Genomic DNA, 25,470 nt, shown 5'->3' with positions numbered 1-25,470 from the left:
GGGCAGGGGGGTGTCGAGCGCGAGGGCCTTGCCGATGGCGGGGCGCGCGGCCACGACGATCATCTGCCCCGGGTGCAGGCCGTTGGTGAGCGAGTCGAGGTCCTGGAAGCCGGTCGGGACGCCGACCATCTGGCCGCCACGGCTGCCGATCGCCTCCAGCTCGTCGAGCGCGCCGGGCATGATGTCGGCCAGCGGCGCGTAGTCTTCCGTGGTGCGCCGTTCGGTGACCTTGTAGATCTCCGCCTGGGCGCGGTCGACGAGGTCGTCGACCTCTTCGTTCTGGCCGCCGTAGCCGAAGGAGACGATGCGGGTGCCGGCCTCGATGAGGCGGCGCAGGATCGCCTGCTCGCGGACGATCTTGGCGTAGTAGCCGGCGTTGGCCGCCGTGGGGACGACGGCGGTGAGCGTGTGGAGATAGGCGGCGCCGCCCACCCTGGCCATCTCGCCGCGCTTCTGCAGCTCGTCGAAGACGGTGACCGCGTCGGCCGGCTCGCCGCGGCCGTAGAGGTCGGTGACGACGTCGTAGACCATCTGGTGCGCCGGGCGGTAGAAGTCGTCGGAACGCAGGATCTCCACGACGTCGGCGATGGCGTCCTTCGACAGCAGCATGCCGCCGAGCACCGACTGCTCCGCCTCGATGTTGCTGGGCGGGGTGCGCTCGAAACCAGGGCCTCCGCCGGCCTCTTCGTCACTGCTCACCGCGCCCCCTCGAACAACCTTGCAGGCGGTCGCACCACCCCCACTTGTAGTCGACCGGTCTGACAGTTTCGCGGAGTCGAGGTCAGTCGGCAACGCGGCCTGTGGATAAAGCTGTGGTCAAGCTGTGCACGAGCGCGCTCAGGGTGTGAAACGTCTGTGGACGAGCCTGGGGATAACTCACAAGGTCATCCACCAGCAGCTCGCTGACCTGGGCGAACACTGTCCACCGGCTGTGGAGGGAAGAAAGTTGGGCCGACACGCCGGGTAAGGTCCATAATGGACAGATGCTCATTACCCCCCGAGACCGGGAGATTCTGCGCCTGGCCGTGCCGGCGTTCGGCGCGCTGGTCGCCGAGCCGCTCTTCCTGCTCGCCGACTATGCCATCGTCGGCCACGGGCTGGGCACCACGGCTGTGGGCTCGCTGGGGGTGGCGGGCGCGGTCCTGACCACGTTGGTGAACCTGTGCGTCTTCCTCGCCTACGGCACGACGGCGTCGGTGGCACGCCAGTCGGGGGCGGGCAACCACGCGCGGGCCATGCGCAGCGGGGTGGACGGGATCTGGCTGGCGCTGGCCATCGGGGCGACGCTGATCGTCGTGGGCTGGCCGCTCGCGCCGGCCATGGTGGAGCTGTTCGGTGCGGGGCCGGAGCAGAGCGCGCAGGCGGTCACGTACCTGCGGATCAGCCTGCTCGGCGCGCCGGGGATGCTGGTCGTGCTGGCGGGCACGGGGGTGCTGCGCGGGCTGCGGGACACGCTCACCCCGCTGGCGGTCGCGGTGGGCTCGTTCGCGCTGAACGCGGCGCTGAACGCCTGGTTCGTGCTCGGGCTGGGCTGGGGCATCGCGGGCTCCGCGTGGGGCACCGTGCTGGCTCAGACGCTGGGAGCGGCCGTCTACCTGGTCGTGGTGGCCAGGGGCGCGCTGCGCCTGGGCGCGCCGCTCACGCCCAGCCTGGCCGGGGTCAGGCAGGCGGGCACGGCCGGGTTCGCGCTGCTCGTCCGTACGGTGTGCCTGCGGGTGGTGCTCCTCGTGGCCACCGTGATCGCCACCAGGATGGGCGAGGCGGAGCTGGCGGCGTACGCGATCGCGACGCAGGTGTGGACGCTCCTCGCCTTCGCGCTCGACGCCATCGCGATCGCCGGGCAGGCCATCACGGGGCGCTCGCTCGGCGCCGGGGACGTCGCGGCCACCAAGGCCGCCACCAGGCGCATGGTGCAGTGGGGCGTCTGGTCGGGCGCCGTGCTCGGCCTGCTCGTGATCGCGGCCAGGCCGGTGCTGCCGGGGCTGTTCGACGCCGATCCGCAGGTCGCGGAGCTGCTGCTGGCGGTGCTGTGGCCGGTGGCGCTGTTCCAGCCGGTGTGCGGGGTCGTCTTCGTGCTCGACGGTGTGCTGATCGGAGCGGGTGACCAGCGCTATCTGGCGTGGGCGGGGGTGTGGACGACGCTGGCGTACCTGCCCGCCGCGCTGCTGGCCGCCGGTTTCGGCGTGGTGGCCCTCTGGTGCGCGCTGGGGGTGTGGATGCTCGCGCGCCTGATCACCCTCGTACGACGGTCCGCCGGCACCGCCTGGCTGGTTACCGGGGCGTAGGGGGCGCCCCCGCTCACTGTGACCGTCCCGTGCTTGCTGTTGTCCAAGGGGTGAGACATTGTGGGCGAGTTCCCTGAGCGGGGTGTTCCTTGTCCACGATCCTGCGGCGACTGCCGCCGTCCGAGGCGACCGGGTTACGAACCGGCGCCCGGCACAGCCTGGCCGAGCTCTACCGTCCGGCCGATCTGGTGGTGCTCGGGCTCGGCGTGATGATCGGCGCGGGCATCTTCGGCATCGCCGGTCAGCAGGCGGCCGGCACGGCCGGGCCCGGCGTGATCCTGTCTTTCATGATCGCGGGCATCGCCTGCCTGCTCGCCTGCCTGTGCTACGCCGAGCTGTCCTCCACGATGCCGACCTCGGGCAGCGCCTACACCTTCACCTACGTCATCTTCGGCGAGGTCTGGGCCTGGATCATCGGCTGGGCCCTGATCCTGGAGTTGCAGTTCGCCGCCGCGGTGGTGGCCAGGGCGTGGGGCGCGATCACGGTCAGGGCGATCTCCGACTTCGGCGTCACCCTGCCGCGCGAGCGGCTGGTCGAGGACCTCCTCGTGTTCGTGATCCTGGTGCTGCTCACCGGCATCGTGGCGCTGGGCGCGCGGATCGGGCTGCGGGCGCTGTGGATCATGGTGGCGGCCAAGCTGCTGGCCATCGGCGCGGTCATCGTCGTCGGGCTGGCCCATGTGGACGTGGCGAATTTCGGCGAGTTCTACGTCCCGCCCAAGACGCTGCCGACGCCGCCCGCGACGGTGCTGGAGATCTTCGTGGGGCAGAGCCAGGCGTTCGGCTGGTTCGGGATCTTCGCCGCCGCCTCGGCCATCGCGTTCGCGTACATCGGGTTCGACATCGTCGCCACCTCCGCCGAGGAGACCGTGAACGCGCCCAGGGCCGTGCCCAAGGGCATGATCCGCAGCCTGGTGATCGCCACGATCATCTACCTCGCGGTGGCCGTGGTGATGGTGGGCATGATCCCCTACACGAAGATCTCGATGGACGCCCCGCTGTCCAGCGCGTTCCGTGAGATCGGCGTGGACTGGATGGTGCACGTCATCGACGTCGGCGCGGTGCTGGGGCTGACGACCGTGATCCTGGTGCTGATCGTCGGGCAGACGCGGGTGCTGTTCTCCATGGCCCGCGACGGGCTGATCCCCCGCGGCCTGGCCTCCGTCAGCCGGCGCTACCACACGCCCTCGCGGGTGACGCTCGTGATCGGGCTCATCGCGGTCGTGCTGGCCGAGCTCGTCCCGGTGCTCATGATGCAGGAGCTCGTGGTGATCGGGACGCTGTTCGCGTTCCTGTTCGTGGCGGCCGGGGTGATCGTGATGCGCCGGCGCATGCCGCACCTGGAGCGGGGCTTCCGGGTGCCGCTCTCGCCGCTGCTGCCGGCGCTCTCGCTGGTGGCCACGCTCTGGCTGATGGTCAACCTGCGGGTGCTGACCTGGGCGTGGTTCGTCCTGTGGATGGGTTTCGGCCTGGCGGTCTACCTCGTGTACGGCCGCCGCCACAGCCTGCTGGCCCAGCCCCGGCACCCGGTCGAGGCGTCTCGCGGGCGGCACCGGCGCTGGAGCGGCCCCGCCTCTTGAGCGTCCGTCAGAAGCGACCCGACTCGAGGACGCTGCGCAGGAACTCGCGGGTCCTGGCGTGCTCGGGCTCGGTGAAGATCTTCTCGGCCGGACCCTTTTCGAGGAGCACCCCGCCGTCGAGGAAGCACACCGTGTCCGAGATCTCGCGGCAGAAGCCCATCTCATGGGTCGTGAGGATCATCGTCATACCCGACTCCTTGAGCTCCCTGATGATCTCCAGCACCTCCACGACCAGCTCGGGGTCGAGCGCCGAGGTGACCTCGTCGAGCAGCATCAGCCTGGGCTGGGTGGCCAGCGCCCTGATGATGGCCACCCGCTGCTGCTGCCCGCCGGAGAGCTGGTCGGGGTAGGCACGTGCCTTGTCCGCCAGCCCGAACCTGACCAGCAGGTCGTGCGCCTGCTCCTCCGCCTGCTTCTTCGCCACCTTGTGCACCCGGCGGGGCGCCAGCGTGATGTTGTCCAGCACGGTCATGTGCGGGAACAGGTTGAACGCCTGGAACGCGATGCCCAGTCGCTTGCGCACGTCGTCCACGTTCACGCGGGGGTCGGTGATGTCCTCGCCGTCGAGGCGGATCGTGCCGTCGTCCACCGTCTCCAGCAGGTTCACGCAGCGCAGGAGCGTGGACTTGCCCGAGCCGGAGGCCCCGATCAGGCTCACCACCTCGTGCGGGTGCACCTCCAGGTCGATGCCGCGCAGCACGCTGTGACCGCGGAAGTTCTTCCACACCCCGTCGATCGTCAAGATGCTCATGCGCCCTGCCTCCTGCGCGTGCGGGCGGCCAGATGGTCGGTGAACCGGGCCATGGGGATCGTGAGCAGGATGAACAGCAGCGCCGCGACGAGGTAGGACGTGAAGTTGAAGGTGCTGGCCGCATGGATCTGCGCCTGCCTGAGCGCCTCCAGCGGCCCGATGGTGGCGACCAGCGCCGTGTCCTTCTGCAGCGAGATGAAGTCGTTGAGCAGCGGCGGCACGACCCGGCGGGTGGCCTGCGGCAGCACCACGAACCGGATGGCCTTGCCGTGGCTCAGGCCCAGCGAGCGGGCCGCCGCGACCTGGCTGGGGTGGATGGACTCGATGCCGGATCTGAACACCTCGGCCACGTACGCGCCGTAGGAGAGGGTCAGGGCGATGATGCCCAGCGTCGCCAGGTCGGTCGGGATGCCCTGCAGCCTGAGCGCGGGCAGCCCGAACCCGACGAGGTAGATCACCAGGATCGTCGGCACGCCCCTGAAGATGTCGGTGTAGAGCGTGGCCAGCGCCCTGATCGGGAAGAACGCCGGCTTCCTGATCCCTCTGGCCAGCGCCACCAGCAGCCCGACGACGAGGATCAGCGGCTCCGCGATCAGGAAGATCTTGATGTTGATCAGGAACCCGCTCAGCACGTCAGGCAGCGCCGCGACGAAGTGCTCCCAGTCGAAGAACGTCTTCCGCACCCGCGGCCAGCCGGGCGAGCTCGTGATCACCCAGCCGACCAGGACGATGAAGACGATCGTCGACGCCGTCGCGATCGAGGCCGAACGGCGCGCGCGTGACCTGCGTACCTGCTCCCGCTGGACCTGCCGCTCGGACTTGACCCACTCGGTCATCGCAGCTCGGGTGCGCCCGCCGCCGAGCCGAGCCACTGCTGCTCGATCTTGGCCAGCTCGCCCTTGGACTTCAGCGCGTCCACGGCCTTGTCCACGCAGCTCTTGAGCCCGCTGTTCTTCTCCATGACCAGCCCGAACTCCTCAGGCGTGCCGCCCGTCGAGCTGAACTGGCCCACGATCTTCGACTTCTCCACCTGCGCGGCCGTCACGTAGAAAGCCGTCGGCAGGTCCACGACCAGCGCGTCCACCTGCTCGTTCTTCAGCGCGTTGACGGCGTCGATCTGCTCGTTGTAGACGTTGGGGTCGTCGGCCGGCTGGATGACGTTCTTGACCGCGTCGAACGAGGTCGTGCCCACCTGTACGCCGATCTTCGCGTCCTTGAGCTCGGCCAGGCTCTTCGCACCGGCGAACTTGCCGCCCTCGACGGCCACGACGGCCTGCTTGACCGTGTAGTAGCCCTTGCTGAAGTCGACCACCTCGGCCCTCTTCGGGGTGATCGAGACCTGGTTGACGTCGAAGTCGAACTGCTTGGCCCCCGGCGCGAACGCCGAGTCGAACTTGACCGTGCTCCACTGCACCTCGCTGCGGTCGAAGCCGAGCTCCCCCGCCACCGCGAACGCCACCGCGCTCTCGAACCCCTGGCCGTTGCTGGGGTCGTCGTCCTTGAACCACGGCTCGTAGGCCGGCTTGTCGGTGCCGATGGTCAGCTTGCCGGCGTTGACCAGCTTGAGCTGCTCCTTGGCGCACGCGGTGGACGTCGTCGGCGCCGCGGTGGTGGCCGCCGGGTCGTCTACGGGTGCGCAGGCGACGACCGCCACGGCCAGCGCGCCGAACGCGAGCAGCATCGAGGGACGGGCCATGGCCAAGCCTCCAGGGGGAACGTGCGAGAGAACGAACCGCATTCTACGCCGACCGAATAGGAAATAACGTCCCCGGGTGCCGCTCACCACGGGGTTCACTCCCGTGTGCGAACGACCTGAAAGCGCGCACGACCCGAAAAGGGGGCACCACATGAAAAAGGCCCCGCTCCGGACGGAGAGGGGCCTGAATCATGGATCAGCCGCCGACAACCTCGACATCCACGGAAGCGGAGACTTCCGGGTGGAGCTTGACGGTGACCTTGTGGGAGCCGACGCTCTTGATCGGGTTGACGATCTCGATGCGACGACGGTCGAGGATCGGGCCACCGGCCGCCTTGACGGCGTCGGCGATGTCGCCCGTGGTGATCGAGCCGAACAGGCGGCCGGAGTCGCCCGCGCGGGTCGTGAGGCGGACCCGCAGAGCGCCGAGCTGGCCGGCGACCTCCTTCGCGGTGCCCAGGTCACGGATCTCGCGAGCGTCGCGCGACTTCCTGATCGTCTCGATCTGCTTCTCGGCCCCGCGCGTCCAGCGCATGGCGAACCCGCGCGGGATGAGGTAGTTACGGCCGTAGCCGTCCTTGACCTCGACGACGTCGCCAGGGGCGCCGAGGCCGGAGACCTCGTTGGTGAGGATGAGCTTCATATCGACAGTCCTCCTTAGCGCGCGGTGCTCGTGTAAGGCAGCAGAGCCACCTCACGGGCGTTCTTGATCGCGGTCGCCACGTCACGCTGGTGCTGGGTGCAGTTGCCCGTCACCCGGCGCGCACGGATCTTGCCGCGGTCGGAGATGAACTTCCGCAGCAGCGCCGTGTCCTTGTAGTCGACGTAGGAGATCTTGTCGTGGCAGAACAGGCAAACCTTCTTCTTGGGCTTGCGCAGTGCCGGCTTGGCCATCGTGGTGCTCCTTTCAGAGCCCCGCCTTGTGGGCGGGAATGGACTCGGGCTTGTGGACAGATGGAGTTAGAAAGGCGGTTCGTCGCTGAAGTCGTTGCCGCCGCCGCCGCCGAAGCCGCCGCTCTGCTGAGCGCCGCCGCCGCCGAAACCGCCGCCGCCGCCGCTCTGGTAGCCACCGCCCTGAGGCGGGGCGGGCGACGCGGAGGCCCACGGGTCGTCGGCCGGGCCGCCGCCGAAGCCGCCGCCACCGCCGCCGCCCTGACGGGAGGTGCGGTTGACCTTGGCCGTGGCGTTACGCAGAGACGGGCCGACCTCGTCGACCTCGACCTCGTAGACCGTGCGCTTCTCGCCTTCCTTGGTCTCGTAAGACCGCTGCTTGAGCCGCCCCTGCACGATGACCCGCATGCCGCGCTGGAGGCTCTCAGCGGCGTTCTCCGCCGCCTGCCGCCACACGTTGCAGGTCAGGAAGAGGCTTTCGCCATCTTTCCACTCGTTGGTCTGTCGATCCATGAACCGCGGAGTGGACGCGATGCGGAATCGAGCCACGGCTTGCCCCGTCGGGGTGAATCGCAGCTCCGGGTCTTCGACAAGGTTGCCGACGATGGTGATTACGGTGTCGCCTGCTGCCATGGCTAGCGCTCGCCTTCCTGCACGCCTTCGCTTGGGTTACGGCTCAGAGTACGGCCGCCGCCCGACAAAAAGCCGGGCAACGAGCTGCTTAGTGCACGTCGGGGCGGAGGACCTTGGTGCGCAGGATGCCCTCGTTGAGGTTCATCTGCCGGTCGAGCTCCTTGACCGTCGCGGGCTCCGCGGACAGGTCGATGACGGCGTAGATGCCTTCCGACTTCTTGTCGATGTCGTAGGCGAGACGGCGACGGCCCCAGACGTCGACCTTCTCCACGGTGCCGCCGTCGTTGCGGACCACGGTGAGGAACTGGTCGAGGGACGGCGCGACGGTGCGCTCATCGAGCGAAGGGTCCAGAATGACCATTACTTCGTAACGACGCATGCGGGACTCCAACCTCCTCTGGACTCTTGCGGTCACGACACTCTGCCGTGACAGGAGGACGCTGACGCTAGACCCGGACACCACTCTTCGGCATCTCGGGGCGATGGATCACCCATCACAACGCAGCCTGACCAGGTTACCAGCCGCCAGTAGATGGGAAGGCCTGTAGGAAACCTAGGGGGTGGTGGCTGTGCCACATGTGCTTCAACCCTCCGAGAGGGAGCGGTTCAAGCTCACGCTCAACACCGACGGGCGTTCGCACCCGGCCGAGAACATCCTGGCCGTCGCCACGCTGGCCTGCGGGGTGGTGGCGTTCGTCGCGACGTTCTGGACGTCCGCGCACATGATCTCGTCCTGGATCGGCACGCTGGGCTTCGGTGTCGGTCTCTATTCCCAGTACGTCTCGGCGACCACGCCGCAGCGTTCGCTCAATGTCGTCGGGATCGTGGGCTCGTTCGTGGGGGCCGCGCTCGGCATCGCCCACGGCGGTTTCCTCCCCCATCCGTGACGCACCTCGTCCGTGGCGCACCTCGTCCGTGGCGCACCTCGTCCGTGGCGCACCTCATCCGTGACGTACCTCATCCGTGACGCACTCACGAAGACCCCATGACAAACGGCCCCGGCGCCTGCCCGGGGCCGTTCGATATGTGACTCACCCGATGTGCAGGTCGATACCGAGCAGGACCAGGAACCAGAGGAAGACGGCGAGCAACGCCTCCGCGACGTCCTTCAGCAACCCTGGAGTGATGTAGTCATAGAGCCAGGCAACGTAGATGCCGACGATGACGTAGATCAAGACGATCAGCGCTCGTAAGCGCCAGCGGCTCATATCGTTTCTCCTCCTTTGGGATGGCAGGCGACTTCCCCAGGCCGGTCGGGTCAAACGGATAAGCTCGGTGACATGGTGCGCATCGGAGCTCATGTCGATCAGGACGACCCCGCCGCTCACGCCGAGCGGGTCGGGGCCGAGGTGGTGCAGTTCTTCCTCGGCGATCCACAGGGTTACGACAAGCCCGTGTTGCCGGCCAAGCCGGTCGAGGGCGTCGAGATCTACGTCCACGCCCCCTACCTGATCAACGTGGCGACCACCAACAACCGCATCAGGATCCCCAGCCGCAAGCTGCTGGAGCAGCACCTCAAGGCGGCCGCCGGGCTCGGCGCCAAGGGCCTGATCGTGCACGGCGGCCACGTCAACAAGAGCGACGATCCGCAGACCGGTTTCGACAACTGGCGCAAGGTGTTCGAGCGCATGGAGTGCCCGATCCCCGTGCTGATCGAGAACACCGCGGGCGGCGGCAACGCGATGGCCCGCAAGCTGGAGCGCATCGCCCGGCTCTGGGACGCGCTCGACGGGTTCGACGTGGGGTTCTGCCTCGACACCTGCCACGCCCACGCGGGCGGCGAGGAGCTGGTCGACCTCGTCGAGCGGGTCAAGGCCATCACCGGCCGCATCGACCTCGTCCACTGCAACGACTCGCGCGACGACTTCGACTCGGGCGCCGACCGCCACGCGAACCTGGGCCAGGGGAAGATCGACCCCGAGCTGATCCTCGCGGTCTGCCGGGCGGCGGGCGCGCCGGTCGTGGTGGAGACGCCGGCCGACGGCCAGGCCGACGACATCGCGTTCCTCAGGAAGCACCTCTGAGGAAATTTCCCGGACGGACGCGCCTCTGAGGGTGGCGTGCTAGACGTATGCGCTGGTGGAGGGCCTGGGGAAAACCTCTAGCGAATACACACAGCCTGTGGATAACTTCCCTGGATTACCGAGACGAAGAAGCGGGTATAGAAATCAGCCCGCCCAGGCGCCGCTCAGATATCGGGCGGCGTTCAGGAACATGAGCGGCCCCGAGACCAGCCCGTAGAGCGCGATCACCCACGCCCGCCTCGTCGCGACCTTGGCGAACAGGACCCACAGCGGAAACCACAGCAGCAGCGAGCGCGGGATCGACAGGTAGTACGCCGACGTCATCAGGGCCCCCGCCTGCGTGCCCGTGTAGACCAGCTCGCTCCACCTGCGCAGCACGAGCAGCCACACCAGCACGGCGAAGGCCACCAGCGCCCCGGCGATCTCCATCCGGAAGGCCACCGCGAAGTCGTCGGAGCCCATGGCCGAGCGCCAGGTCGTCTGCCACGCCTCCCAGGGCCACTCGAAGTCGCGGCCCCACCCGGCCTCCTGGGCATGCTTCCACGCCAGCCAGTCGCCCGTCCGCCCGTAGTGGTAATACGAGTACGCCATCAGCGGGACGAACGGCACGACCAGCCATCCGGCCCGCCGCGCCCGCTCCCGCCCGGTGAACAACCCGGTACCGAACTCCACCACCAGCGCGACCGCGAGGAACAGCCCGGTGATCCGCACGCACGACGCCCCGGCGGCCAGCGCCACCGCCTGCGGCCAGCGCCCCTGCCTGGCCGCGAGCCACGCCGGGATCGCGAAGGCCAGGAAGAGCGACTCGCTGTAGCCCGCCGCCAGGAACACCGCCATCGGGAAGAGCAGCAGTCCCAGCACGGCCACCCAGCCGTCGGCCCCCTCGATCTCGGCGAGGCGGGCCAGCGCCACCATGGCGACCGCCCCGGCGACCAGCGAGATCAGCAGCCCGGCCGCCGACCAGTCGGGGATGACGAGGTGCACCAGCCGCATGAGCATCGGCAGGCCGGGGAAGAAGGCGGGCAGCCCCTGGTCGGGCGGCCGGCCGGGCTCGCCGTCGTACCCGTGCTCGGCGATCGTGATGAACAGCGTGGCATCCCACTTGCGCCACTTGTCGGTGTAGTCGCCGAGCGTGACCCCGAGCAGCGTCGACACCAGCAGCCCGGCGCGCGAGCCGAACCAGAGCAGCAGCGCGTCCCGCCGGGCCGAGCGGGTGATCATCGCAGGACGGACGCCAGCGTGAACCGGTCGCGGGCGTCGTCGAAGACGCCACCGGCCTGGTCGTCGATGCCGGCCTGCCGCACCACGTCCTTGTCGGGCCGCAGGACGTCCCGCACGACGAACGCCATCATGATCCCGATGGTGATGACGCGTCCCCAGACGGCGGTGAAGTAGGTGTCGTCACCGATGCCCAGGTCGTGCCGGCTGAGCGGCGGCTGGTTCAGCAGGTAGAGCCAGATGGCGGCGAAATACCACACCTCGGCGAGCTGCCACAGCGCCAGCGGCTTCCAGTTGGGTCTGGCCAGGACGGCGAACGGCACCAGCCAGAGCACGAACTGCGGCGACCACACCTTGTTCGTCATCATGAACGCGGCCAGCGCCAGGAAGCAGATCTGGGCCAGCCTGGGCCGGCGCGGCGCGGCCAGCGTCAGCACGGCGATGCCCAGGCACATGACGGCCAGCGCCACCATGCCGAGCGTGCTCACGTCGCCCTCGCCCAGGATCGGCCAGCCCTTGTTCTGGAAGAACAGCCACGGCGAGCCCCAGTCGACCCCGCGCTCCTCGGAGAAGACGTAGAACCTGCGCCAGCCCTCCCACGCGAAGATCATGAACGGGGCGTTGACCACGATCCACGCGCCCGCCGCCGAGCCCATCGTGACCAGGAACGGCCGCCATCGCGCGGTCCGCAACGTGAGCAGGAACAGCGCGCCCACGAACATCAGCGGATAGAACTTGGTCGCGATCGCCAGCCCCAGCAGCACCCCGGCCAGCACCTGGCGGCGCCGCCCCCAGGCCAGCAGCATGCCCATCGACAAAGCGCCCGCGACCAGGTCCCAGTTGATGTAGGCGGCCAGCACCACGGCGGGCGAGATGGCGTACCAGAGCGCGTCCCACCGCCGGGCCGGCCCGGCCACCGCGGCCATCAGCAGGACGCCGATGACCAGGCTGATGCCGAGCAGGATCACCGTCAGGTCGTAGAACCTGACCGCCTGGGCGACCCTGTCCAGCTCCAGCCACCGGGAGATCCAGCTGATCACCTGCATGACCTCGCCCAGCACGACCGGGTATTCGACCTGCTTGTCGAACGGCACGTCGGCGAAGTACGGGTTCTGGGTGGCCAGCTCCCTGTCGAAGTACAGGGGGTAGATGTCGGTGTAGCAGAAGTTCGTGTAGGTCGTGACCTGGTCGTTCCAGCCGCCGGTGCGGCACGGCAGCCGTACGACGTACGCGAGCGTGGCCCCCAGGGCCGCGATCAGCCCCAGGGGAAGGTACGGCACGGCGCGCGCCATCAGCGGCGCGCGCACCTCCGTGGTCGTCACTGGTCCTCGGGCCTGGCGGTCAGTGGCCACCGGCCTGAGGACCTGGGCTCCGGCACGTTGCCGCCCGCGCCCCCCGAGTCGTCAGAGGTCTGCGGGAAGCCGGGATCGCCGTTCGGGTCGTCGATCGTCACGTCGCCGTCGCCGTCGTCACCGCAGTTGATCAGGCAGTCCGGGTCGCCGGTGCCGTCGTCGAACGGGTTGTCCTGGTCGAACGGGTTGTCGTCCGCGCTCGGCGTCGGCGTGGGCGTGGGGCTCGGCACGATGTTCTCGGCCAGGCCGACCTCGGCCTTGTCGGGGAACTGCTCGACGGGCAGGTTCGCGTGCGCGGCCAGCATGAACTTCTGCCAGGCCAGCGTGGGCGGACCGGCGCCCTCGAAGCCGAGGGTCGTCTCCTTGGGCGTGGTGTACGGGTTGTCGGGGCCGTACTTGGTGCTCGGCTTGCCCTTGGGCGTGATCGGGCAGTTGGAGTGGAGCGGCTGGACGACCTTGCCCGTCTTCGTCAGGCACTGCTCGCGGTAGAAGCCGACCGCGGTGGACAGCTGCGGCGTGTAGCCGACGAACCAGGCTTCCTTCTCGTCGTTGTTCGTGCCGGTCTTGCCGGCCGCCGGCCGGTTGCCCAGGCCCTTGCCCGCCGCGGTGCCGCTCCGCAGCACCTCCTGCATCGCGACCGTGGCGTCGGCGGCGACGCCGGCGTCGATGACCGACTTGGGCGTCTTGAGCTCGGGGTAGGCGATCTTGTTGTTCAGCTTGACGGCCTGGACGACGTGGTAGCGGATGTACTTGCCGCCGTTGGCGAAGATGGAGTAGCCCGCCGCCTGCTCTACCGGCGTCACCAGGGCGCTGCCGATGGCGAACTGGTAGTGGTGCTCGGCGATGTCCTTCTCCATGCGGCTCTGGTTGAACCCGGCCGCCTCGACGAGGTTCTTCACCTCGTCGAGCTGGCCGGGCAGCTTGAACGCCATGGAGACGAACGCGGTGTTGACCGACTGCGCGGTCGCCTTGATCACGTCGACGGCCGCGCCGACGTTGTGGCTGTTCTTGATGCCGCCCACCTGCTGGCCGGGGAGCACCTTCGGGACCGTCTGGTTGCCCGGCACGTAGCTCTTCAGCGAGTAGCCGGCCTGCAGCCAGGCCGCCAGCACGTACGGCTTGAACGCGGACGCGGCCTGCTTCGTGGACTGGAAGGGCTCGTTCCACGGGTCGTTGAGGTAGTCGTCGCCGCCGTAGAACGCCAGGACGCGGCCGTGCCTGGGATCCACCGCGGCCAGACCGGCGTGGTACTCGTTGGACCTGCCCGCGAGCTGGCTCTTCACCGCGTCCTTCGCGGCGATCATGAGCTTCCGGTCGAAGGTGGAGGTGATGTCGTAGCCGCCGCTCTCGATCTCGTCCCGCGTGAGACCGCGCTGGGCCAGCTCGTCGAGCACCTGCGTGACCATGTAGCCCTTGAGGCCGCCCATCTCGTTGCTGTTGCCGGCCTTGCGCGTCGTGGGGAACTTCGCGGTCTGCGGGAGCTGTCCGTACTTCTCCGGCCAGAGCTCGGCCATGTTCCTGATGACATCCTTGAACCGGGCCTGGAGCGCGGGCGCGTCGGGCTCCCAGTTCGGCTGCTGGATGCGCGCGGCCAGGTAGGCGGCCTGCACGTCCGTCAGCTTCAGCGCGCTGGCCTTCTTGTCACCGAAGTAGGCCTTCGCGGCGGCCTCGACCCCGTAGGCGCGGCCGAAGTTGACCGTGTTGAGGTAGTTCCGCAGGATGTCGTCCTTGGTCAGCGTCTCGTCGAGCTTGACCGCGACGAAGATCTCGCTGACCTTACGCTTGATCGACACTTCCTGGCTGAGGCCGTCGTAGTAGTTACGGGCCATCTGCTGGGTGATCGTCGAGGCGCCCTGCAGCTGCTGGCCGGTCGCGGTCATCCACAGGGATCGGACCATGCCGGAGATCGAGATGCCGGAGTCCTCGTAGAACGTCTTGTTCTCGATGGCGATCGTGGCGTCCTTGATGTTCTGGGCCATCTGATCGAACTCGACGGTGTCCCGCTTCATGCCCAGCTTGGCGATCGGGGTCTTGCCGTCGCGGTAGTAGATGGTGCTCTGCTGGGCGACCGCCTCGGCCTGGGTGACCGTGGGCACCTCGGTGTTGGCGTACGCGACCATGATCATGCCGAAGATGCCGGCCGCGAACACGACGCAGCCGGCCACGACGATCTTCCAGCTCGGCACGAACCTGCGCCAGCCGCTCCGGCCGCCACCGCCGCCGTTCTTGGTCGGCGGGCCGGGGGGCTCGGGTGGCCCGCCCTGGCCGGTCTTCCGGCGCGAGCGCCGCGGCGCGTCGCTGATGACGGTCTCCTGGTTGCTCACCGCCGTCCGGGTGTCCTGGCGGGCACGGGAGCGGGACCGCGACGGCTGGTCGCCGCGGCCGGGGTGCTCCGGATGGGGCTGGCCGGGCGCAGGAGCACCGGGACCGGGCCGGCCGGGCCCGGGAGCGCCCGGATAGGGCTGCCCGCCGGGCACGGGAGCTCCGGGGTAGGGCTGGCCGCGCCCTGGGGCTTCGGGGTGGGGCTGGTCGGCACGCCGCGGCGGAGGCTGCTCGGCACGCCGAGGAGCGGACTCGTCGTACGGCTGCGCCGCCATCGCCCCCGTCTGCTCGTATGCCGCTTCAGGACGACGCGAAGGCGGCTCCGCGCTCCATCCCGTTTCGTCGGTTTGGGGCGGAGAACCTTGGGGCACAGAACGGGATGAGCTGGACCGGCGACGCCTTCCAGGCCGTGCCGTCCCCTCATTCATGCTGTTACTCACACGTCCTCGCAACGTCGTCGGATACAAAACGGCGGTTGGGCGTGAGGTTCATCGCCGCCCTCGGTTGATCACGCTTGGCCGACGAGGTCAGGCGGTCCGTTCCCGAGGACGTACGAAACCGTCAGGTGGTTCCAGGAACAACCTTGGCAGACCTCGACCACGTACACCCGGAACTCATCGTAATCATGAGCCATGGCGGCGAGCTCCGACATGACCTTTGCCTGTCCGGCATGCCGTCCGAGGGAATCCCCGTAGACATAGGTCACGTGGGTGACGTTCTCCCTCTCGCACACAGGGCAGAGACGTTCGGTCGGCTCGCCTAAGTGGCGCGCCGCCCGAAGGAGGTAGGGCTGTGCGTCACAGACGTCCCCGCGCGAAGCTCGCCCGGAACGTAGAGAGCGGACCACCGCCTTTTTCGCGAGGCCGTAATCCACCACCCTTCGCTGTGACCACATGAGCGCCAGACTACGGCGTTTTACTGATTCATCCCAACGGCTTGGCAGATTCGTAGATTGCAGGCATATAGCGGCCCGACGTATCCTCGGGATGTATCGGCTCGATACATCGACGCGAGAGGAGGCGGTTCCGATGGTCAGCGGACAGGGCAGGGTCTTGGAACTGGCCGTGCTCGGGTCGCTGCACGAAACCCCGCTTCATGGCTATGAGCTGCGCAAACGACTCAACGCCCTGCTGGGGATGTTCCGTGCGTTCTCCTACGGGTCGCTGTACCCCTGTCTGCGCGCTCTCCTGACCCAGGGCCTCATCGCGGAGGAGCAACCCGCCCCCGCCACGATCGTCGGCGGTCGATCGAAGATCGTCTACAAGCTGACGGCCGAGGGCAAGGAACGGCTGCAGGACATGCTGACGCAGGCCGGTCCCTCCGCTTGGGAGGACGAGAGCTTCGGTGTGCACTTCGCGTTCTTCAGGCACACCGAGGCCGAGGTGCGCCTGCGCATCCTCGAGGGACGCCGCAGCCGGTTGGAGGAGCGGCTCGACGCCGTGCGCACGGCGCTGGCGCGCACCAGGGAGCGGCTCGACAGTTACACGCTTGAGCTGCAGCGCCATGGGCTCGAGTCGGTCGAGCGCGAGGTGCGCTGGTTGAACGAGCTGATCGCAACAGAGCGTCGGGCCTCTGAAGGGCCCGAAAGAGATACCACGTCAACTGATGAGTAAGGGAGCGAGTGCGATGGGTTCGGTTCGCGTGGCCATTGTCGGTGTCGGCAACTGCGCGTCGTCGCTGGTCCAGGGCGTTCACTATTACAAGGACGCCGACCCGGACGTACGGGTCCCGGGCCTGATGCACGTGAAGTTCGGCGACTACCACGTCGGCGACGTCGAGGTCGTCGCGGCGTTCGACGTGGATGCCAAGAAGGTCGGCCGCGATCTGTCCGAGGCGATCGTCGCCAGCGAGAACAACACGATCAAGATCACGGATGTGCCGCCCACGGGGGTGACGGTCCAGCGCGGCCACACCTTCGACGGCCTGGGCGAGTTCTACCAGGAGATCATCGAGGAGTCCGACGAGGATCCCGTCGACGTGGTCCAGGTGCTTCGTGACAACCGGGTCGACGTCCTGGTGTCCTACCTGCCGGTGGGCTCGGAGGAGGCCGACCGCTTCTACGCGCAGTGCGCGATCGACGCCAAGGTCGCCTTCGTCAACGCGCTGCCGGTCTTCATCGCCTCCGACCCGGTGTGGGCGGAGAAGTTCACCGAGGCCGGGGTGCCGATCGTCGGCGACGACATCAAGTCGCAGGTCGGCGCCACGATCACGCACCGCGTGCTGGCCAAGCTGTTCGAGGACCGCGGGGTGGAGCTGCTGCGCACGTACCAGCTCAACTTCGGCGGCAACATGGACTTCATGAACATGCTGGAGCGCAAGCGCCTCCAGTCCAAGAAGATCTCGAAGACGCAGTCGGTCACCTCGCAGATCCCGCACGAGATGGGCAAGGCCGACGTCCACATCGGGCCGTCCGACCACGTGCCGTGGCTCGACGACCGCAAGTGGGCCTACGTGCGGCTGGAGGGCCGCTCGTTCGGCGACACCCCGCTCAACCTGGAGTACAAGCTCGAGGTCTGGGACTCGCCGAACTCGGCCGGCATCATCATCGACGCGGTCCGCGCCGCCAAGATCGCCCTTGACCGGGGCATCGGCGGCCCGATCCTGTCGGCGTCCTCGTACTTCATGAAGTCGCCGCCCGAGCAGTACTCCGACGACGAGGCCAGGGACTACGTCGAGAAGTTCATCAGGGGCGAGGTCGAGCGCTGAGCGCCTGAACCCCTGACCCGGCGCCGCATCCCCCGAGCGGGGTGCGGCGCTCGCGCTTTCAGACCCGGGCCGCCTGGGGCAGCTCCTCCGGGGAGGCCGGCGGCCAGGACATGGGGTCGGCGCCGAGCTCCATCAGCAGCGGCACCTGCTCCCTGCACCAGGGCGAGATCGCCAGCAGCCCGCTCTGGACGCCCTCGGCGAACTCCTTCCACGGCATCCACCGCACCTCCCCCACCTCTTCGGGGTTGGGCGCGGCAGGCATGCCGGTCATGACGCGATAGACCGGGCAGAGCTCGTGCTCCACGATGCCGTTGGCCATCACGGCGCGGTAGGAGAAGCTCGGCAGCATCAGGTCGGCCCGCTCGGCCGTGAGCCCCAGCTCGTAGGAGAGCCGGCGCAGGACCGCCGACTCCGGCCGCTCGCCGGGCAACGGGTGGCCGCAGCAGCTGTTGGTCCACACGCCCGGCCAGGTGATCTTGTGGTCCGCCCGCCTGGTGAGCAGCACGCGGCCTTCCCGGTCGAAGACATAGCTGGAGAACGCCAGGTGCAGCGGGGTCTCGTGGCCGTGCACCGATGTCTTGGGAGCGGTGCCCAGCGCCCGGCCGTCGACGTCGACCAGCACAACGTGTTCCTCAGTCGTCACGCTATGAAGCGTACGAGATCACGTTGCCCGTTAGGAACCCGATGCCCACCTGCTGCACCAACCTCCGAGGCATCTTAGGGGACGGGCGCGGGGCTAGGCTGGCGGCGTGTCTTTCGTCGCCGATCTACGCGTCGTCCTCCGGGGCAGGGATTTCCGCAGGCTGTTCAGCACCCGCCTGATCTCCCAGTTCTCCGACGGCATCTTCCAGTTCGGCGTCACCGGATTCGCCTTCTTCAGTCCGGAGAACCAGACGACCGCGCTGGAGGTGGCCGCCGGGCTGGCCGTGCTGCTGCTGCCCTACAGCGTGCTCGGGCCGTTCGTCGGCGTGTTCATCGACCGGTGGTCGCGGCGGCAGATCCTCGTGGTCGCGCCGCTCGTGCGCGGCCTGCTGTTGCTGGTCGCCGCCGGGCTGGTCGCCGCCGACGTGCCCGATCCCGCGTTCTACGCGGCGGCGCTCTGCGTGCTGGGGGTCAACCGGTTCTTCCTGTCCGCGCTCGGCGCCTCGCTGCCGCACGTGGTGCCCGCCGACCGGCTGATGGCCGCCAACGCGGTCACGCCGACCTCGGGGACCGTGATCACGTTCGTCGGCGCGGGGGTGGGCTTCCTGCTGCGCGAGGTGTTCGGCGGCAGCGACACCGGCGTCGCCCTGCTGCTGGTCACCTCGGGCGTGGTGTTCGGGCTGAGCGCGCTGGTCGCGCGCACGATGGACCGCCGGCTGCTCGGGCCCTGGTCCGACCCCGCCGTGCCGCAGGCCCGCCAGGCCATGCGCAACGTCGTCGTCGGCCTCGGCGACGGCGTCAAGCACCTGGTACGCCACCGTACGGCCGCCGCCACCATGGGCGCGATGGCCGCCCACCGCTTCTTCTACGGCAGCGCGACCGCGCTCGGCATCATCCTCTACCGCTACTACTTCACCGACGGCGACCCCGAGGCCGCGCTGCGCGGGATCAGCCTGGTGGTGGCCACCTCCGGCGTCGGCTACTTCCTGGCGGTGATCATCACCCCCTACGCGACCGAGCGGTTCACGATCGAGCGCTGGGTGCCGATCGCGCTGTCCGCGGCCGGGCTGCTGACGGGCGCGCTGGTGCTGCCGTTCCAGGTCTGGGGCCTGCCGATCGCCGGGTTCGTGCTGGGCGTGGCCGGGCAGAGCGTCAAGATCTGCGCCGACACCACCGTCCAGCGCGACGTCGAGGACATCTATCTCGGCCGCGCGTTCTCCATCTACGACATGCTCTTCAACGGCATGTACGTGCTCGCCGCCGCCCTGTCGGCGGTGATCCTGCCGGCCAACGGCAAGTCGTACCTGGCGGTCGTGATCATCACGGTCGGCTATCCCCTGGCGGCGCTCGCGTACCGGATGATCACGACGGCGTCACGGGCCCGCGCCGCCTGAGCCGCCGGCGCGAGCCCATTCCAGGAGCGCCTCGGTGGCCGCCTCCTTGCCGAGCACGCCCTTGTCCAGCCTGAGGTCGAGCAGGAACTTGTACGCCTGCCCCACCACCGGCCCCGGCCCGATGCCCAGCACCCGCTGGATCTCGTTGCCGTCGAGCTCGGGCCGGATCTTGGCCAGCTCCTCCTCCTCGGCCAGCCTGGCGATGCGCTCTTCGAGCTGGTCGTAGGTGCGCGACAGCGCGGTGGCCTTGCGCTTGTTGCGCGTGGTGCAGTCGGCCCTGGTCAGCTTGTGCAGCCGGGTGAGCAGGTGACCGGCGTCGCGGACGTAGCGCCGCACGGCGCTGTCGGTCCACTCCCCCGTGCCGTAGCCGTGGAAGCGCAGGTGCAGCTCGACCAGCTGCGAGACGTCGGCCACCACGTCCTTGGGGAACTTCAGCTCGGTCATGCGCTTCTTCGTCATCTGCGCGCCGACCACCTCGTGGTGGTGGAACGACACCCGCCCGCCCGCCTCGTGGCGGCGCGTCTTGGGCTTGCCGATGTCGTGCATGAGCGCCGCCCAGCGCAGGATCCGGTCCGGCTTGCCGTCCTCCTCCTGCGCGATGGCCTGGTCGAGGACGGTCAGCGTGTGCTCGTAGACGTCCTTGTGCCGGTGGTGCTCGTCGATCTCCAGGCGCAGCTTGGGCAGCTCGGGCAGCACGTGCGCGGCCAGCCCGGTCTCCACCAGCAGCCGCAGCCCCTCGCGCGGGTCGGCGCCGCAGATGAGCTTGTCCAGCTCGTCGCGGATGCGCTCGGCCGAGACGATCTCGATGCGCTCGGCCATCGCGGTCATCGCCGCCAGGGCCTGCGCGTCCACGCTGAACCCGAGCTGCGAGGCGAACCGCGCGGCGCGCAGCATCCGCAGCGGGTCGTCGTCGAACGACCGCTCGGGGGTGCCCGGCGTGCGCAGCACCTTGGCGCGCAGGTCGGCCATGCCGCCGTAGGGGTCGACGAACTCGTGGCCGGGCAGGCGCACCGCCATCGCGTTGACCGCGAAGTCGCGCCGCTCCAGGTCGGCCTCCAGCGTCTCGCCGTACATGACCTCGGGCTTGCGTGACTTCGGGTCGTACGACTCGCTCCGGTACGTCGTGATCTCGATGAGCCAGCTCCCCTTGCGCAGGCCCACCGTGCCGAAGTCGATGCCGATCGTCCACACGGAGTCGGCCCAGCCCCTGACGATCTCCAGCACCCGCTCGGGGTGGGCGTCGGTGGTCAGGTCGAGGTCGTTGCCGACGCGGCCGAGCAGGAGGTCACGCACGGGACCGCCGACGAGGGCCAGCTCGTGGCCCTGGGCGGCGAACAGGCGGCCGAGCTCGTCGGCCACCGGTGCGATCTTGCGGAACAGGTCGGTCATGGCCCGCTGCTGGCTTTCGGTCAAAGTTGAGTCGGACAAACTGAGTCGGTCCTTCGATTCCGGAACATATCCCCCGAGCCACACCAGGTCCGGGTTACCGTCGGTCAAGGGACCGTCGGGGGCCATGGCACTTCGCGCACGGTAAGGAGGACTATATGAAGGACGCCCTCGCGATCCACCGCTGGCTCCTCGCACACCAGGTCCATCATGAGATCGTACGCCTTCCGCGTCCCATGACATGCGCGGAAGAGCTGCCCGAGACGGTCTCCGCGGCACCCGAGAGGTGCCTGCTGGTCACAGTGCTCGAAGTCGCCACCAGGATCGGCCGCGAGGCCGTCATCGCGGTCACCTCCTCCGTGGCGGCACCGCCCCGCCCGGGAGCCGTCGGGGGACGCCTCGGACTCCGCCAGGTACGCCCGGCGCCGGCCCACGTGGTCAACGCGGTGACCGACTACGCCGACGGGCTGGTCTGCCCGCTGCTGCTGCCGGAGTCGCTGCCGACGTTCATCGACGACCGGCTGATCACAGACGCCGAACCGATCTTCATGACCACCGGAGAGCGGCACACGGCACTCACTCTTGGGGCCCTCGACCTGCTGACTCTCCTGCCGGGCAAGATGCTCGACCTACGCGGCGCACGATCGGGAGGAACACGTGAGGCGGTCGCGCGACGGCACTGAGCCCGTACCATTGCGGGCGTGCGTCGTCGTACTCCAGCTCAGGCATCCGCGTGATCCGTAAGGCCGCGCTGCTCGCCGTGCTGTCCGCAACGTTGCTCGCCCCCGTGATGGCGACGACGCCGGGCGCGGCTGCCACGAACACGACCAGGCAGACCCTTTCCGTGACGATCACGTCGATCACGCCGGACGTGCCCGACGCCCCGACCGATGTGATCAAGTTCACCGGCACGATCCGCAACGACACCGGCGCCCCGCTGTCCGCCCTGCGCGTACGCCTGCGCTACCGGTCCCAGGCATTCGCCGACCGCGCCAGCATGGCCGCCTACCAGGCCGACCAGAATCCCGTGACGCTCCCGCCGAGCGTCTCCTTCACCTCGGCGATGGAGATCCCCGCGCTGGCCGCCGGCGGCGAGGAGCGCTGGGAGTTCACCGCGACGCCTGTGCAGCTCGGCTATCGCTCGTTCGGCGTCTATCCGGTGGCCGTCGACGTGGCCCAGAACAACGTGCCGATCACCGTCGCGCAGCGGACCTACCTCACGTACGCGCCGCCCACCGTGCCGAAGCCGCCGCGCAACAAGCTCGCCATCGCGCTGCCCGTCATCGACCAGCCGCACCGGGCGACCGACGTCGACGCGAAGAGCGGCGTGCCCGTGTTCGTGGACGACAAGCTGAGCCAGTCGATCACCGGCAAGGGCCGGCTGGCCGACCTGGCCCGCATCGCGCAGAGCGCGCCCAAGGCCGTCACCTGGTTCTTCGACCCGGCGCTGCTCGACGACCTCGCCACGATGGGCAACAAGCACAAGATCAAGACCAAGGACGGCACGCAGGATCGGCAGCCCGACCCGGCCGCCGCCCAGTGGCTGACGACCATGCGCACGTCGCTGGCCGCCTCGCCGGTGATCGCGGTCCCGTACGCCGACCCCGACGTCGCGGCGCTCGCGCACCAGGGCCTGGACACCCAGACCGACCGGGCGATCGAGCTGGGCGGCCAGCTCACCAGGTCGTTGCTCAACAGCAACGCGAAGGCCACCGTCAACTGGCCGGCCGCGGGCGTGCTCGACGCGGACGCGCTCGACCTGCTCTCCGTCAGCAAGGAGAAGGTCGGCACGGTCCTGCTCAACTCCACCAACCTGCCGCCGCAGCCGCCCGTCGCGTTCACGCCCGACGCCGCCTCGACGCTCGACTCGGTCAACGGGCCCGTCACCGCGCTGGTCGCCGACGCCGAGCTGAGCCGGCTGTTCGAGCCGGAGACCACTACGTCGCTGCTGCTCAGCACGCAGCGGTTCATCGCCGAGACCGCGATGATCTCCGCCGAGCCCGGCCAGATCGCGCCCCGGTCGCTGGTCATCGCCCCTTCCCGGCGCTGGGACCCCAATCCGACGCTCGTGAACGCGCTGATCAAGACCGCGGGCCGGCTGCCGTGGCTGTCGCTCACCTCGCTCGAGTCGATCAAGCCGAGCAAGGCGTCGGTCCCCCGCGCCGGCCTGACCTACACCGAGCAGGACCGCAAGGCCGAGCTGACCGGCAAATACCTGGAGCCGGTCAAGAGCGTCGCCTCCAAGGCGCAGCTCACCGCGCTGATTACCGCCGAGAAGACGCAGTCCAGCTTCGACGCCGCGGTGCTCAGGCTGACCTCGTCGGCCTGGCGCAACAACACGCGCGTCGGCCGCGCCGTGACCAAGGCGGTCGACTCCGCCGTCGACGACCGGACCGACGAGATCCAGATCACCGGCGCGGGCCCCGACCGGCCGCGCACCCTGGCGGGCAGCAACGGAGTGGTGCCCATCAGCGTGAAGAACTCGCGGAGCACCCCCATCGCCCTCTACATCGACGTCAAGTCGAACAACCCCGAGCTGCTCAAGGTCACCTTCGAGCAGACGGAGCCGCTGCCGATCGGGGGCAAGCAGAGCGGCACCGTGCAGGTGCCGATGAACGCCACCGAGAACAGCGGCGACGCGACGGTGACCGTGCAGCTCAAGACCGCCGACGGACAGCCCTACGGCAAGCCGCAGCGGCTGACGATCCGCACCACCGGATACACCGGGATCGCCCTGGTGATCGTGGGGGCCGCGCTGACCGTGATGCTCGCCGCCGTGGTGACGCGGATCCTGCGGCGCAGGTCCGAGCGGAAGGTCGCCCGCGCCGCCAAGAACCGGGAGAATGAGACCGTATGAGCCGCATGCTGCGGGCCAGCGCCATCATGGCGGCGGGGACGATGGTGTCCAGGGTCACGGGGTTCGCCCGCACCATGGTGCTCGCCTACGCCATCGGCACGAAAGCGCTGGGCGACTCCTACAACGCGGCCTACGCGATCCCCTACAGCATTCTCGACCTGCTGCTCCTCGGCGTCCTGAGCAGCGTCGTGGTGCCGATGATCGTCCGGGCCCAGCAGCACGACCACGACGGCGGCCGGGCCTACGAGCAGCGGCTGCTGACGATCTCCGCGGTCGCGCTGATCGTCGTCGCGGTGCTGGCGGTCTTCGCGGCGCCGCTGCTCATCGACCTCTACACCGACTGGACCCCGGGCAGCAACAAGTATGAGGTCGCGGTCATGCTGGCCCGCTTCATCCTGCCGCAGCTCGCCTTCTTCGGCGTGGGCGCGGTGGCGGGGGCGATACTCAACACCCGCGACCGCTACGGCGCGCCCATGTGGGCGCCGGTGGTCAACAACCTGGTCGTCATCGCGGTGTTCGTGGCCTACGCCGTGTTCAGCGGCGCCGGCGACGACATCGGCGCGGTCAGCACCGGCGATCTGGCGCTGCTCGGCCTCGGCACCACGGCGGGCATCGTGGCCCAGGCCGCGATCCTGATCGTCGCGCTCAGGCGGGTCGGGTTCTCCTTCGTGCCGCGCTTCGACCTGCGCAACGCCCGGCTGGGCGAGATGGGCCGGGCCGGGGTCTGGACGATCGGCTACGTGATCGTCACCCAGCTCGGCTTCATGCTGACGACCAACCTGGCCAGCGCGGCCGGCGACGCGGTCGAGGGGCACGGCATCAGCCCGTACACCCTGGCGTTCCAGCTTTTCCAGCTCCCGTACGGCGTCATCGGCGTCTCGGTGATCACGGCCATGCTGCCGCGGATGAGCCGGGCGGTCGGCGAGGGGCGGCTGAACGACGTACGCACCGAGTTCGGGTCGAGCGTGCGGCTCATCTGCTCGCTCATGGTGCCGGTGTCGCTGCTGCTCATGGTGCTCGGCCCGGCCATCACCGTGCCCATCTACGGCCATGGGGCCAACAGCGTCGCGGACGCCGTCTACATCGGCAACGTGTTGCAGGTCTACGGGCTGGCGCTGGTGCCGTTCGCGGTGTTCCAGCTCCTGCTGCGGGTCTTCTACAGCTTCGGCGACACCCGGACACCGGTTTTCGTCGGCGCGGGCACGACGGCGGTCAACGCGGTGCTCATGGTGTTGTTCAACGCCATGCTGCCGCCCCGCTACGCGGTGATGGGGCTGGCTCTCGCGTACGCCGTCGCGTACGCGCTCGGCGCAATGCTGGCTTGGTGGCTGGCCAGCCGCCGGGTCGAAGGGCTCGGCGGATGGACCATCGGCATGGCTTTGACCAGGATGTATCTCGCTGCCCTGCCCACCGCCGTGCTCGCTCTGGCCGCGGTCTGGGTCGTCACCGAAGTCGTCAACGGCCTCGGATTCGTCAACTCATTGATCGTCCTGGCCACCGGCGGGGGCCTAGGATTGCTGCTCTACCTCGGCGTGGCCCACAGAATGCGCATCCCGGAGGTCAACTCCATCGTTGGGATGGTCGCGGGACGGGTAGGTCGGTAAAGAACGCGGTCGGAATCGGCTCGGCACTAGCATGGAGCCCGACACGCGCGAATGGAAGCAGGAGGGGCGTGGGCGGATCCACCCGGCATAGCGTGCCTTCGTGGGACACCACCACGCAGGTGAGTCGAG

25 protein-coding genes are annotated in these 25,470 nt (G+C 68.9%); 10 read left to right on the top strand and 15 right to left on the bottom strand.

Annotated elements, in window-relative coordinates; genetic code table 11:
* Positions 1 to 699 (bottom strand): DnaB-like helicase N-terminal domain-containing protein (locus ETD85_RS30720; protein ID WP_276617289.1); only part of this gene is annotated, 699 nt, incomplete at its 3' end.
* 284 nt (positions 700 to 983) lie between these two features.
* On the opposite strand from ETD85_RS30720, the gene ETD85_RS30715 reads away from it, so the two are divergent.
* Both ETD85_RS30715 and ETD85_RS30710 read left to right on the top strand, forming a co-directional pair.
* Complete coding sequence (locus ETD85_RS30715; protein ID WP_138693289.1) at positions 984 to 2,285, top strand: MATE family efflux transporter; 1,302 nt, start codon at positions 984 to 986, stop codon at positions 2,283 to 2,285.
* 89 nt (positions 2,286 to 2,374) lie between these two features.
* The gene (locus ETD85_RS30710; protein WP_240779542.1) at positions 2,375 to 3,865 is read left to right on the top strand and encodes an APC family permease; all 1,491 of its coding nucleotides are present in this window, start codon (positions 2,375 to 2,377) and stop codon (positions 3,863 to 3,865) included.
* 7 nt (positions 3,866 to 3,872) lie between these two features.
* Here the strand turns inward: ETD85_RS30710 and ETD85_RS30705 are convergent, their stop codons facing one another.
* From ETD85_RS30705 to rpsF, 7 genes are all read right to left on the bottom strand, one after another.
* The gene (locus ETD85_RS30705; protein ID WP_138693288.1) at positions 3,873 to 4,616 is read right to left on the bottom strand and encodes an amino acid ABC transporter ATP-binding protein; all 744 of its coding nucleotides are present in this window, start codon (positions 4,614 to 4,616) and stop codon (positions 3,873 to 3,875) included.
* Positions 4,613 to 5,452 (bottom strand): amino acid ABC transporter permease, encoded by an 840-nt coding sequence (locus ETD85_RS30700; RefSeq protein WP_138693287.1) that lies wholly within the window; start codon positions 5,450 to 5,452, stop codon positions 4,613 to 4,615. The genes ETD85_RS30705 and ETD85_RS30700 overlap by 4 nt, the downstream gene beginning before the upstream one ends.
* The gene (locus tag ETD85_RS30695) at positions 5,449 to 6,312 is read right to left on the bottom strand and encodes an ABC transporter substrate-binding protein (protein ID WP_138693286.1); all 864 of its coding nucleotides are present in this window, start codon (positions 6,310 to 6,312) and stop codon (positions 5,449 to 5,451) included. Before ETD85_RS30695 ends, ETD85_RS30700 begins: the two co-directional genes overlap by 4 nt.
* 196 nt (positions 6,313 to 6,508) lie before the next feature.
* Positions 6,509 to 6,955, bottom strand: a complete 447-nt coding sequence (rplI, locus tag ETD85_RS30690; RefSeq protein WP_138693285.1) for a 50S ribosomal protein L9 — start codon at positions 6,953 to 6,955, stop codon at positions 6,509 to 6,511.
* A 14-nt stretch (positions 6,956 to 6,969) separates the two neighbouring features.
* Entirely contained in the window at positions 6,970 to 7,206 is a 237-nt protein-coding gene (gene rpsR / locus ETD85_RS30685; RefSeq protein WP_020543048.1) for a 30S ribosomal protein S18, read from the bottom strand.
* 66 nt (positions 7,207 to 7,272) lie between these two features.
* Positions 7,273 to 7,836 carry a single-stranded DNA-binding protein gene (locus ETD85_RS30680; RefSeq protein ID WP_138693284.1) on the bottom strand — a complete coding sequence of 188 codons (564 nt, stop codon included), beginning with the start codon at positions 7,834 to 7,836 and terminating at the stop codon, positions 7,273 to 7,275.
* Positions 7,837 to 7,924: 88 nt separating this feature from the next.
* Positions 7,925 to 8,215: a 30S ribosomal protein S6 gene (rpsF, locus tag ETD85_RS30675; RefSeq protein ID WP_026214314.1), complete on the bottom strand. Its 291-nt coding sequence runs from the start codon at positions 8,213 to 8,215 to the stop codon at positions 7,925 to 7,927.
* A 190-nt stretch (positions 8,216 to 8,405) separates the two neighbouring features.
* On the opposite strand from rpsF, the gene ETD85_RS30670 reads away from it, so the two are divergent.
* Entirely contained in the window at positions 8,406 to 8,723 is a 318-nt protein-coding gene (locus tag ETD85_RS30670; protein ID WP_240779541.1) for a hypothetical protein, read from the top strand.
* A 144-nt stretch (positions 8,724 to 8,867) separates the two neighbouring features.
* On the opposite strand, the gene ETD85_RS63365 is transcribed toward ETD85_RS30670, so the two are convergent.
* Complete coding sequence (locus ETD85_RS63365) at positions 8,868 to 9,044, bottom strand: hypothetical protein (RefSeq protein WP_170246919.1); 177 nt, start codon at positions 9,042 to 9,044, stop codon at positions 8,868 to 8,870.
* Between the two features lie 72 nt (positions 9,045 to 9,116).
* On the opposite strand from ETD85_RS63365, the gene ETD85_RS30665 reads away from it, so the two are divergent.
* Positions 9,117 to 9,860, top strand: a complete 744-nt coding sequence (locus tag ETD85_RS30665) for a deoxyribonuclease IV (RefSeq protein WP_206058754.1) — start codon at positions 9,117 to 9,119, stop codon at positions 9,858 to 9,860.
* A gap of 144 nt (positions 9,861 to 10,004) precedes the next feature.
* Here the strand turns inward: ETD85_RS30665 and ETD85_RS30660 are convergent, their stop codons facing one another.
* The 4 genes from ETD85_RS30660 to ETD85_RS30645 form a co-directional block, all read right to left on the bottom strand.
* Positions 10,005 to 11,081: a mannosyltransferase family protein gene (locus ETD85_RS30660; protein ID WP_138693283.1), complete on the bottom strand. Its 1,077-nt coding sequence runs from the start codon at positions 11,079 to 11,081 to the stop codon at positions 10,005 to 10,007.
* Positions 11,078 to 12,400 carry a glycosyltransferase family 87 protein gene (locus ETD85_RS30655; RefSeq protein ID WP_240779540.1) on the bottom strand — a complete coding sequence of 441 codons (1,323 nt, stop codon included), beginning with the start codon at positions 12,398 to 12,400 and terminating at the stop codon, positions 11,078 to 11,080. Before ETD85_RS30655 ends, ETD85_RS30660 begins: the two co-directional genes overlap by 4 nt.
* Positions 12,397 to 14,907, bottom strand: coding sequence for a transglycosylase domain-containing protein (locus ETD85_RS30650; RefSeq protein WP_206058752.1), 2,511 nt, complete (start codon positions 14,905 to 14,907; stop codon positions 12,397 to 12,399). The genes ETD85_RS30655 and ETD85_RS30650 overlap by 4 nt, the downstream gene beginning before the upstream one ends.
* Positions 14,908 to 15,260: 353 nt before the next feature.
* Entirely contained in the window at positions 15,261 to 15,647 is a 387-nt protein-coding gene (locus ETD85_RS30645) for a DUF5318 family protein (protein WP_138693281.1), read from the bottom strand.
* A 133-nt stretch (positions 15,648 to 15,780) separates the two neighbouring features.
* Between ETD85_RS30645 and ETD85_RS30640 the strand changes: the two genes are divergently transcribed.
* Both ETD85_RS30640 and ETD85_RS30635 read left to right on the top strand, forming a co-directional pair.
* Entirely contained in the window at positions 15,781 to 16,365 is a 585-nt protein-coding gene (locus ETD85_RS30640) for a PadR family transcriptional regulator (protein ID WP_138693280.1), read from the top strand.
* 13 nt (positions 16,366 to 16,378) lie between these two features.
* On the top strand, positions 16,379 to 17,458 hold the full coding sequence (locus ETD85_RS30635; protein ID WP_138693279.1) for an inositol-3-phosphate synthase: 1,080 nt from the start codon (positions 16,379 to 16,381) through the stop codon (positions 17,456 to 17,458).
* Positions 17,459 to 17,516: 58 nt separating this feature from the next.
* On the opposite strand, the gene idi is transcribed toward ETD85_RS30635, so the two are convergent.
* Positions 17,517 to 18,101 carry an isopentenyl-diphosphate Delta-isomerase gene (idi, locus tag ETD85_RS30630; protein WP_138693278.1) on the bottom strand — a complete coding sequence of 195 codons (585 nt, stop codon included), beginning with the start codon at positions 18,099 to 18,101 and terminating at the stop codon, positions 17,517 to 17,519.
* 106 nt (positions 18,102 to 18,207) lie between these two features.
* On the opposite strand from idi, the gene ETD85_RS30625 reads away from it, so the two are divergent.
* The gene (locus ETD85_RS30625; protein ID WP_138693277.1) at positions 18,208 to 19,494 is read left to right on the top strand and encodes an MFS transporter; all 1,287 of its coding nucleotides are present in this window, start codon (positions 18,208 to 18,210) and stop codon (positions 19,492 to 19,494) included.
* On the opposite strand, the gene ETD85_RS30620 is transcribed toward ETD85_RS30625, so the two are convergent.
* Positions 19,474 to 20,883 (bottom strand): CCA tRNA nucleotidyltransferase, encoded by a 1,410-nt coding sequence (locus tag ETD85_RS30620; RefSeq protein ID WP_138693276.1) that lies wholly within the window; start codon positions 20,881 to 20,883, stop codon positions 19,474 to 19,476. The two genes, ETD85_RS30625 and ETD85_RS30620, sit on opposite strands and share 21 nt — an antisense overlap.
* A 155-nt stretch (positions 20,884 to 21,038) precedes the next feature.
* Here ETD85_RS30620 and ETD85_RS30615 point away from each other — a divergent pair, with 155 nt between their 5' ends.
* From ETD85_RS30615 to murJ, 3 genes are read left to right on the top strand one after another with little or no spacing between them, the layout of a single operon-like run.
* Positions 21,039 to 21,563, top strand: coding sequence for an aminoacyl-tRNA deacylase (locus tag ETD85_RS30615; RefSeq protein ID WP_138693275.1), 525 nt, complete (start codon positions 21,039 to 21,041; stop codon positions 21,561 to 21,563).
* A gap of 50 nt (positions 21,564 to 21,613) precedes the next feature.
* Positions 21,614 to 23,737 (top strand): DUF6049 family protein, encoded by a 2,124-nt coding sequence (locus ETD85_RS30610; RefSeq protein ID WP_138693274.1) that lies wholly within the window; start codon positions 21,614 to 21,616, stop codon positions 23,735 to 23,737.
* Positions 23,734 to 25,341: a murein biosynthesis integral membrane protein MurJ gene (murJ, locus tag ETD85_RS30605; RefSeq protein ID WP_240779539.1), complete on the top strand. Its 1,608-nt coding sequence runs from the start codon at positions 23,734 to 23,736 to the stop codon at positions 25,339 to 25,341. Before ETD85_RS30610 ends, murJ begins: the two co-directional genes overlap by 4 nt.
* Positions 25,342 to 25,470: the final 129 nt, after the last annotated feature.

It is taken from the genome of Nonomuraea zeae (genome assembly GCF_005889725.1).
Lineage (GTDB): Bacteria > Actinomycetota > Actinomycetes > Streptosporangiales > Streptosporangiaceae > Nonomuraea > Nonomuraea zeae.
The sequence above is the reverse complement of the archived record's forward strand: the minus strand, read 5'-3'. Positions and strand labels throughout refer to the sequence as shown.

Coding starts and splice junctions, on each gene's coding strand:
- ETD85_RS30635 (WP_138693279.1), top strand. CDS start 16,379: ATGGGTTCGGTTCGCGTGGCCATTGTCGGTGTCGGCAACTGCGCGTCG.
- ETD85_RS30680 (WP_138693284.1), bottom strand. CDS start 7,836: ATGGCAGCAGGCGACACCGTAATCACCATCGTCGGCAACCTTGTCGAA.
- ETD85_RS30660 (WP_138693283.1), bottom strand. CDS start 11,081: ATGATCACCCGCTCGGCCCGGCGGGACGCGCTGCTGCTCTGGTTCGGC.
- ETD85_RS30665 (WP_206058754.1), top strand. CDS start 9,117: ATGGTGCGCATCGGAGCTCATGTCGATCAGGACGACCCCGCCGCTCAC.
- ETD85_RS30615 (WP_138693275.1), top strand. CDS start 21,039: ATGAAGGACGCCCTCGCGATCCACCGCTGGCTCCTCGCACACCAGGTC.
- ETD85_RS30695 (WP_138693286.1), bottom strand. CDS start 6,312: ATGGCCCGTCCCTCGATGCTGCTCGCGTTCGGCGCGCTGGCCGTGGCG.
- ETD85_RS30640 (WP_138693280.1), top strand. CDS start 15,781: ATGGTCAGCGGACAGGGCAGGGTCTTGGAACTGGCCGTGCTCGGGTCG.
- ETD85_RS30700 (WP_138693287.1), bottom strand. CDS start 5,452: ATGACCGAGTGGGTCAAGTCCGAGCGGCAGGTCCAGCGGGAGCAGGTA.
- ETD85_RS63365 (WP_170246919.1), bottom strand. CDS start 9,044: ATGAGCCGCTGGCGCTTACGAGCGCTGATCGTCTTGATCTACGTCATC.
- ETD85_RS30620 (WP_138693276.1), bottom strand. CDS start 20,883: ATGACCGACCTGTTCCGCAAGATCGCACCGGTGGCCGACGAGCTCGGC.
- ETD85_RS30705 (WP_138693288.1), bottom strand. CDS start 4,616: ATGAGCATCTTGACGATCGACGGGGTGTGGAAGAACTTCCGCGGTCAC.
- rplI (WP_138693285.1), bottom strand. CDS start 6,955: ATGAAGCTCATCCTCACCAACGAGGTCTCCGGCCTCGGCGCCCCTGGC.
- rpsF (WP_026214314.1), bottom strand. CDS start 8,215: ATGCGTCGTTACGAAGTAATGGTCATTCTGGACCCTTCGCTCGATGAG.
- murJ (WP_240779539.1), top strand. CDS start 23,734: ATGAGCCGCATGCTGCGGGCCAGCGCCATCATGGCGGCGGGGACGATG.
- ETD85_RS30645 (WP_138693281.1), bottom strand. CDS start 15,647: ATGTGGTCACAGCGAAGGGTGGTGGATTACGGCCTCGCGAAAAAGGCG.
- rpsR (WP_020543048.1), bottom strand. CDS start 7,206: ATGGCCAAGCCGGCACTGCGCAAGCCCAAGAAGAAGGTTTGCCTGTTC.
- ETD85_RS30715 (WP_138693289.1), top strand. CDS start 984: ATGCTCATTACCCCCCGAGACCGGGAGATTCTGCGCCTGGCCGTGCCG.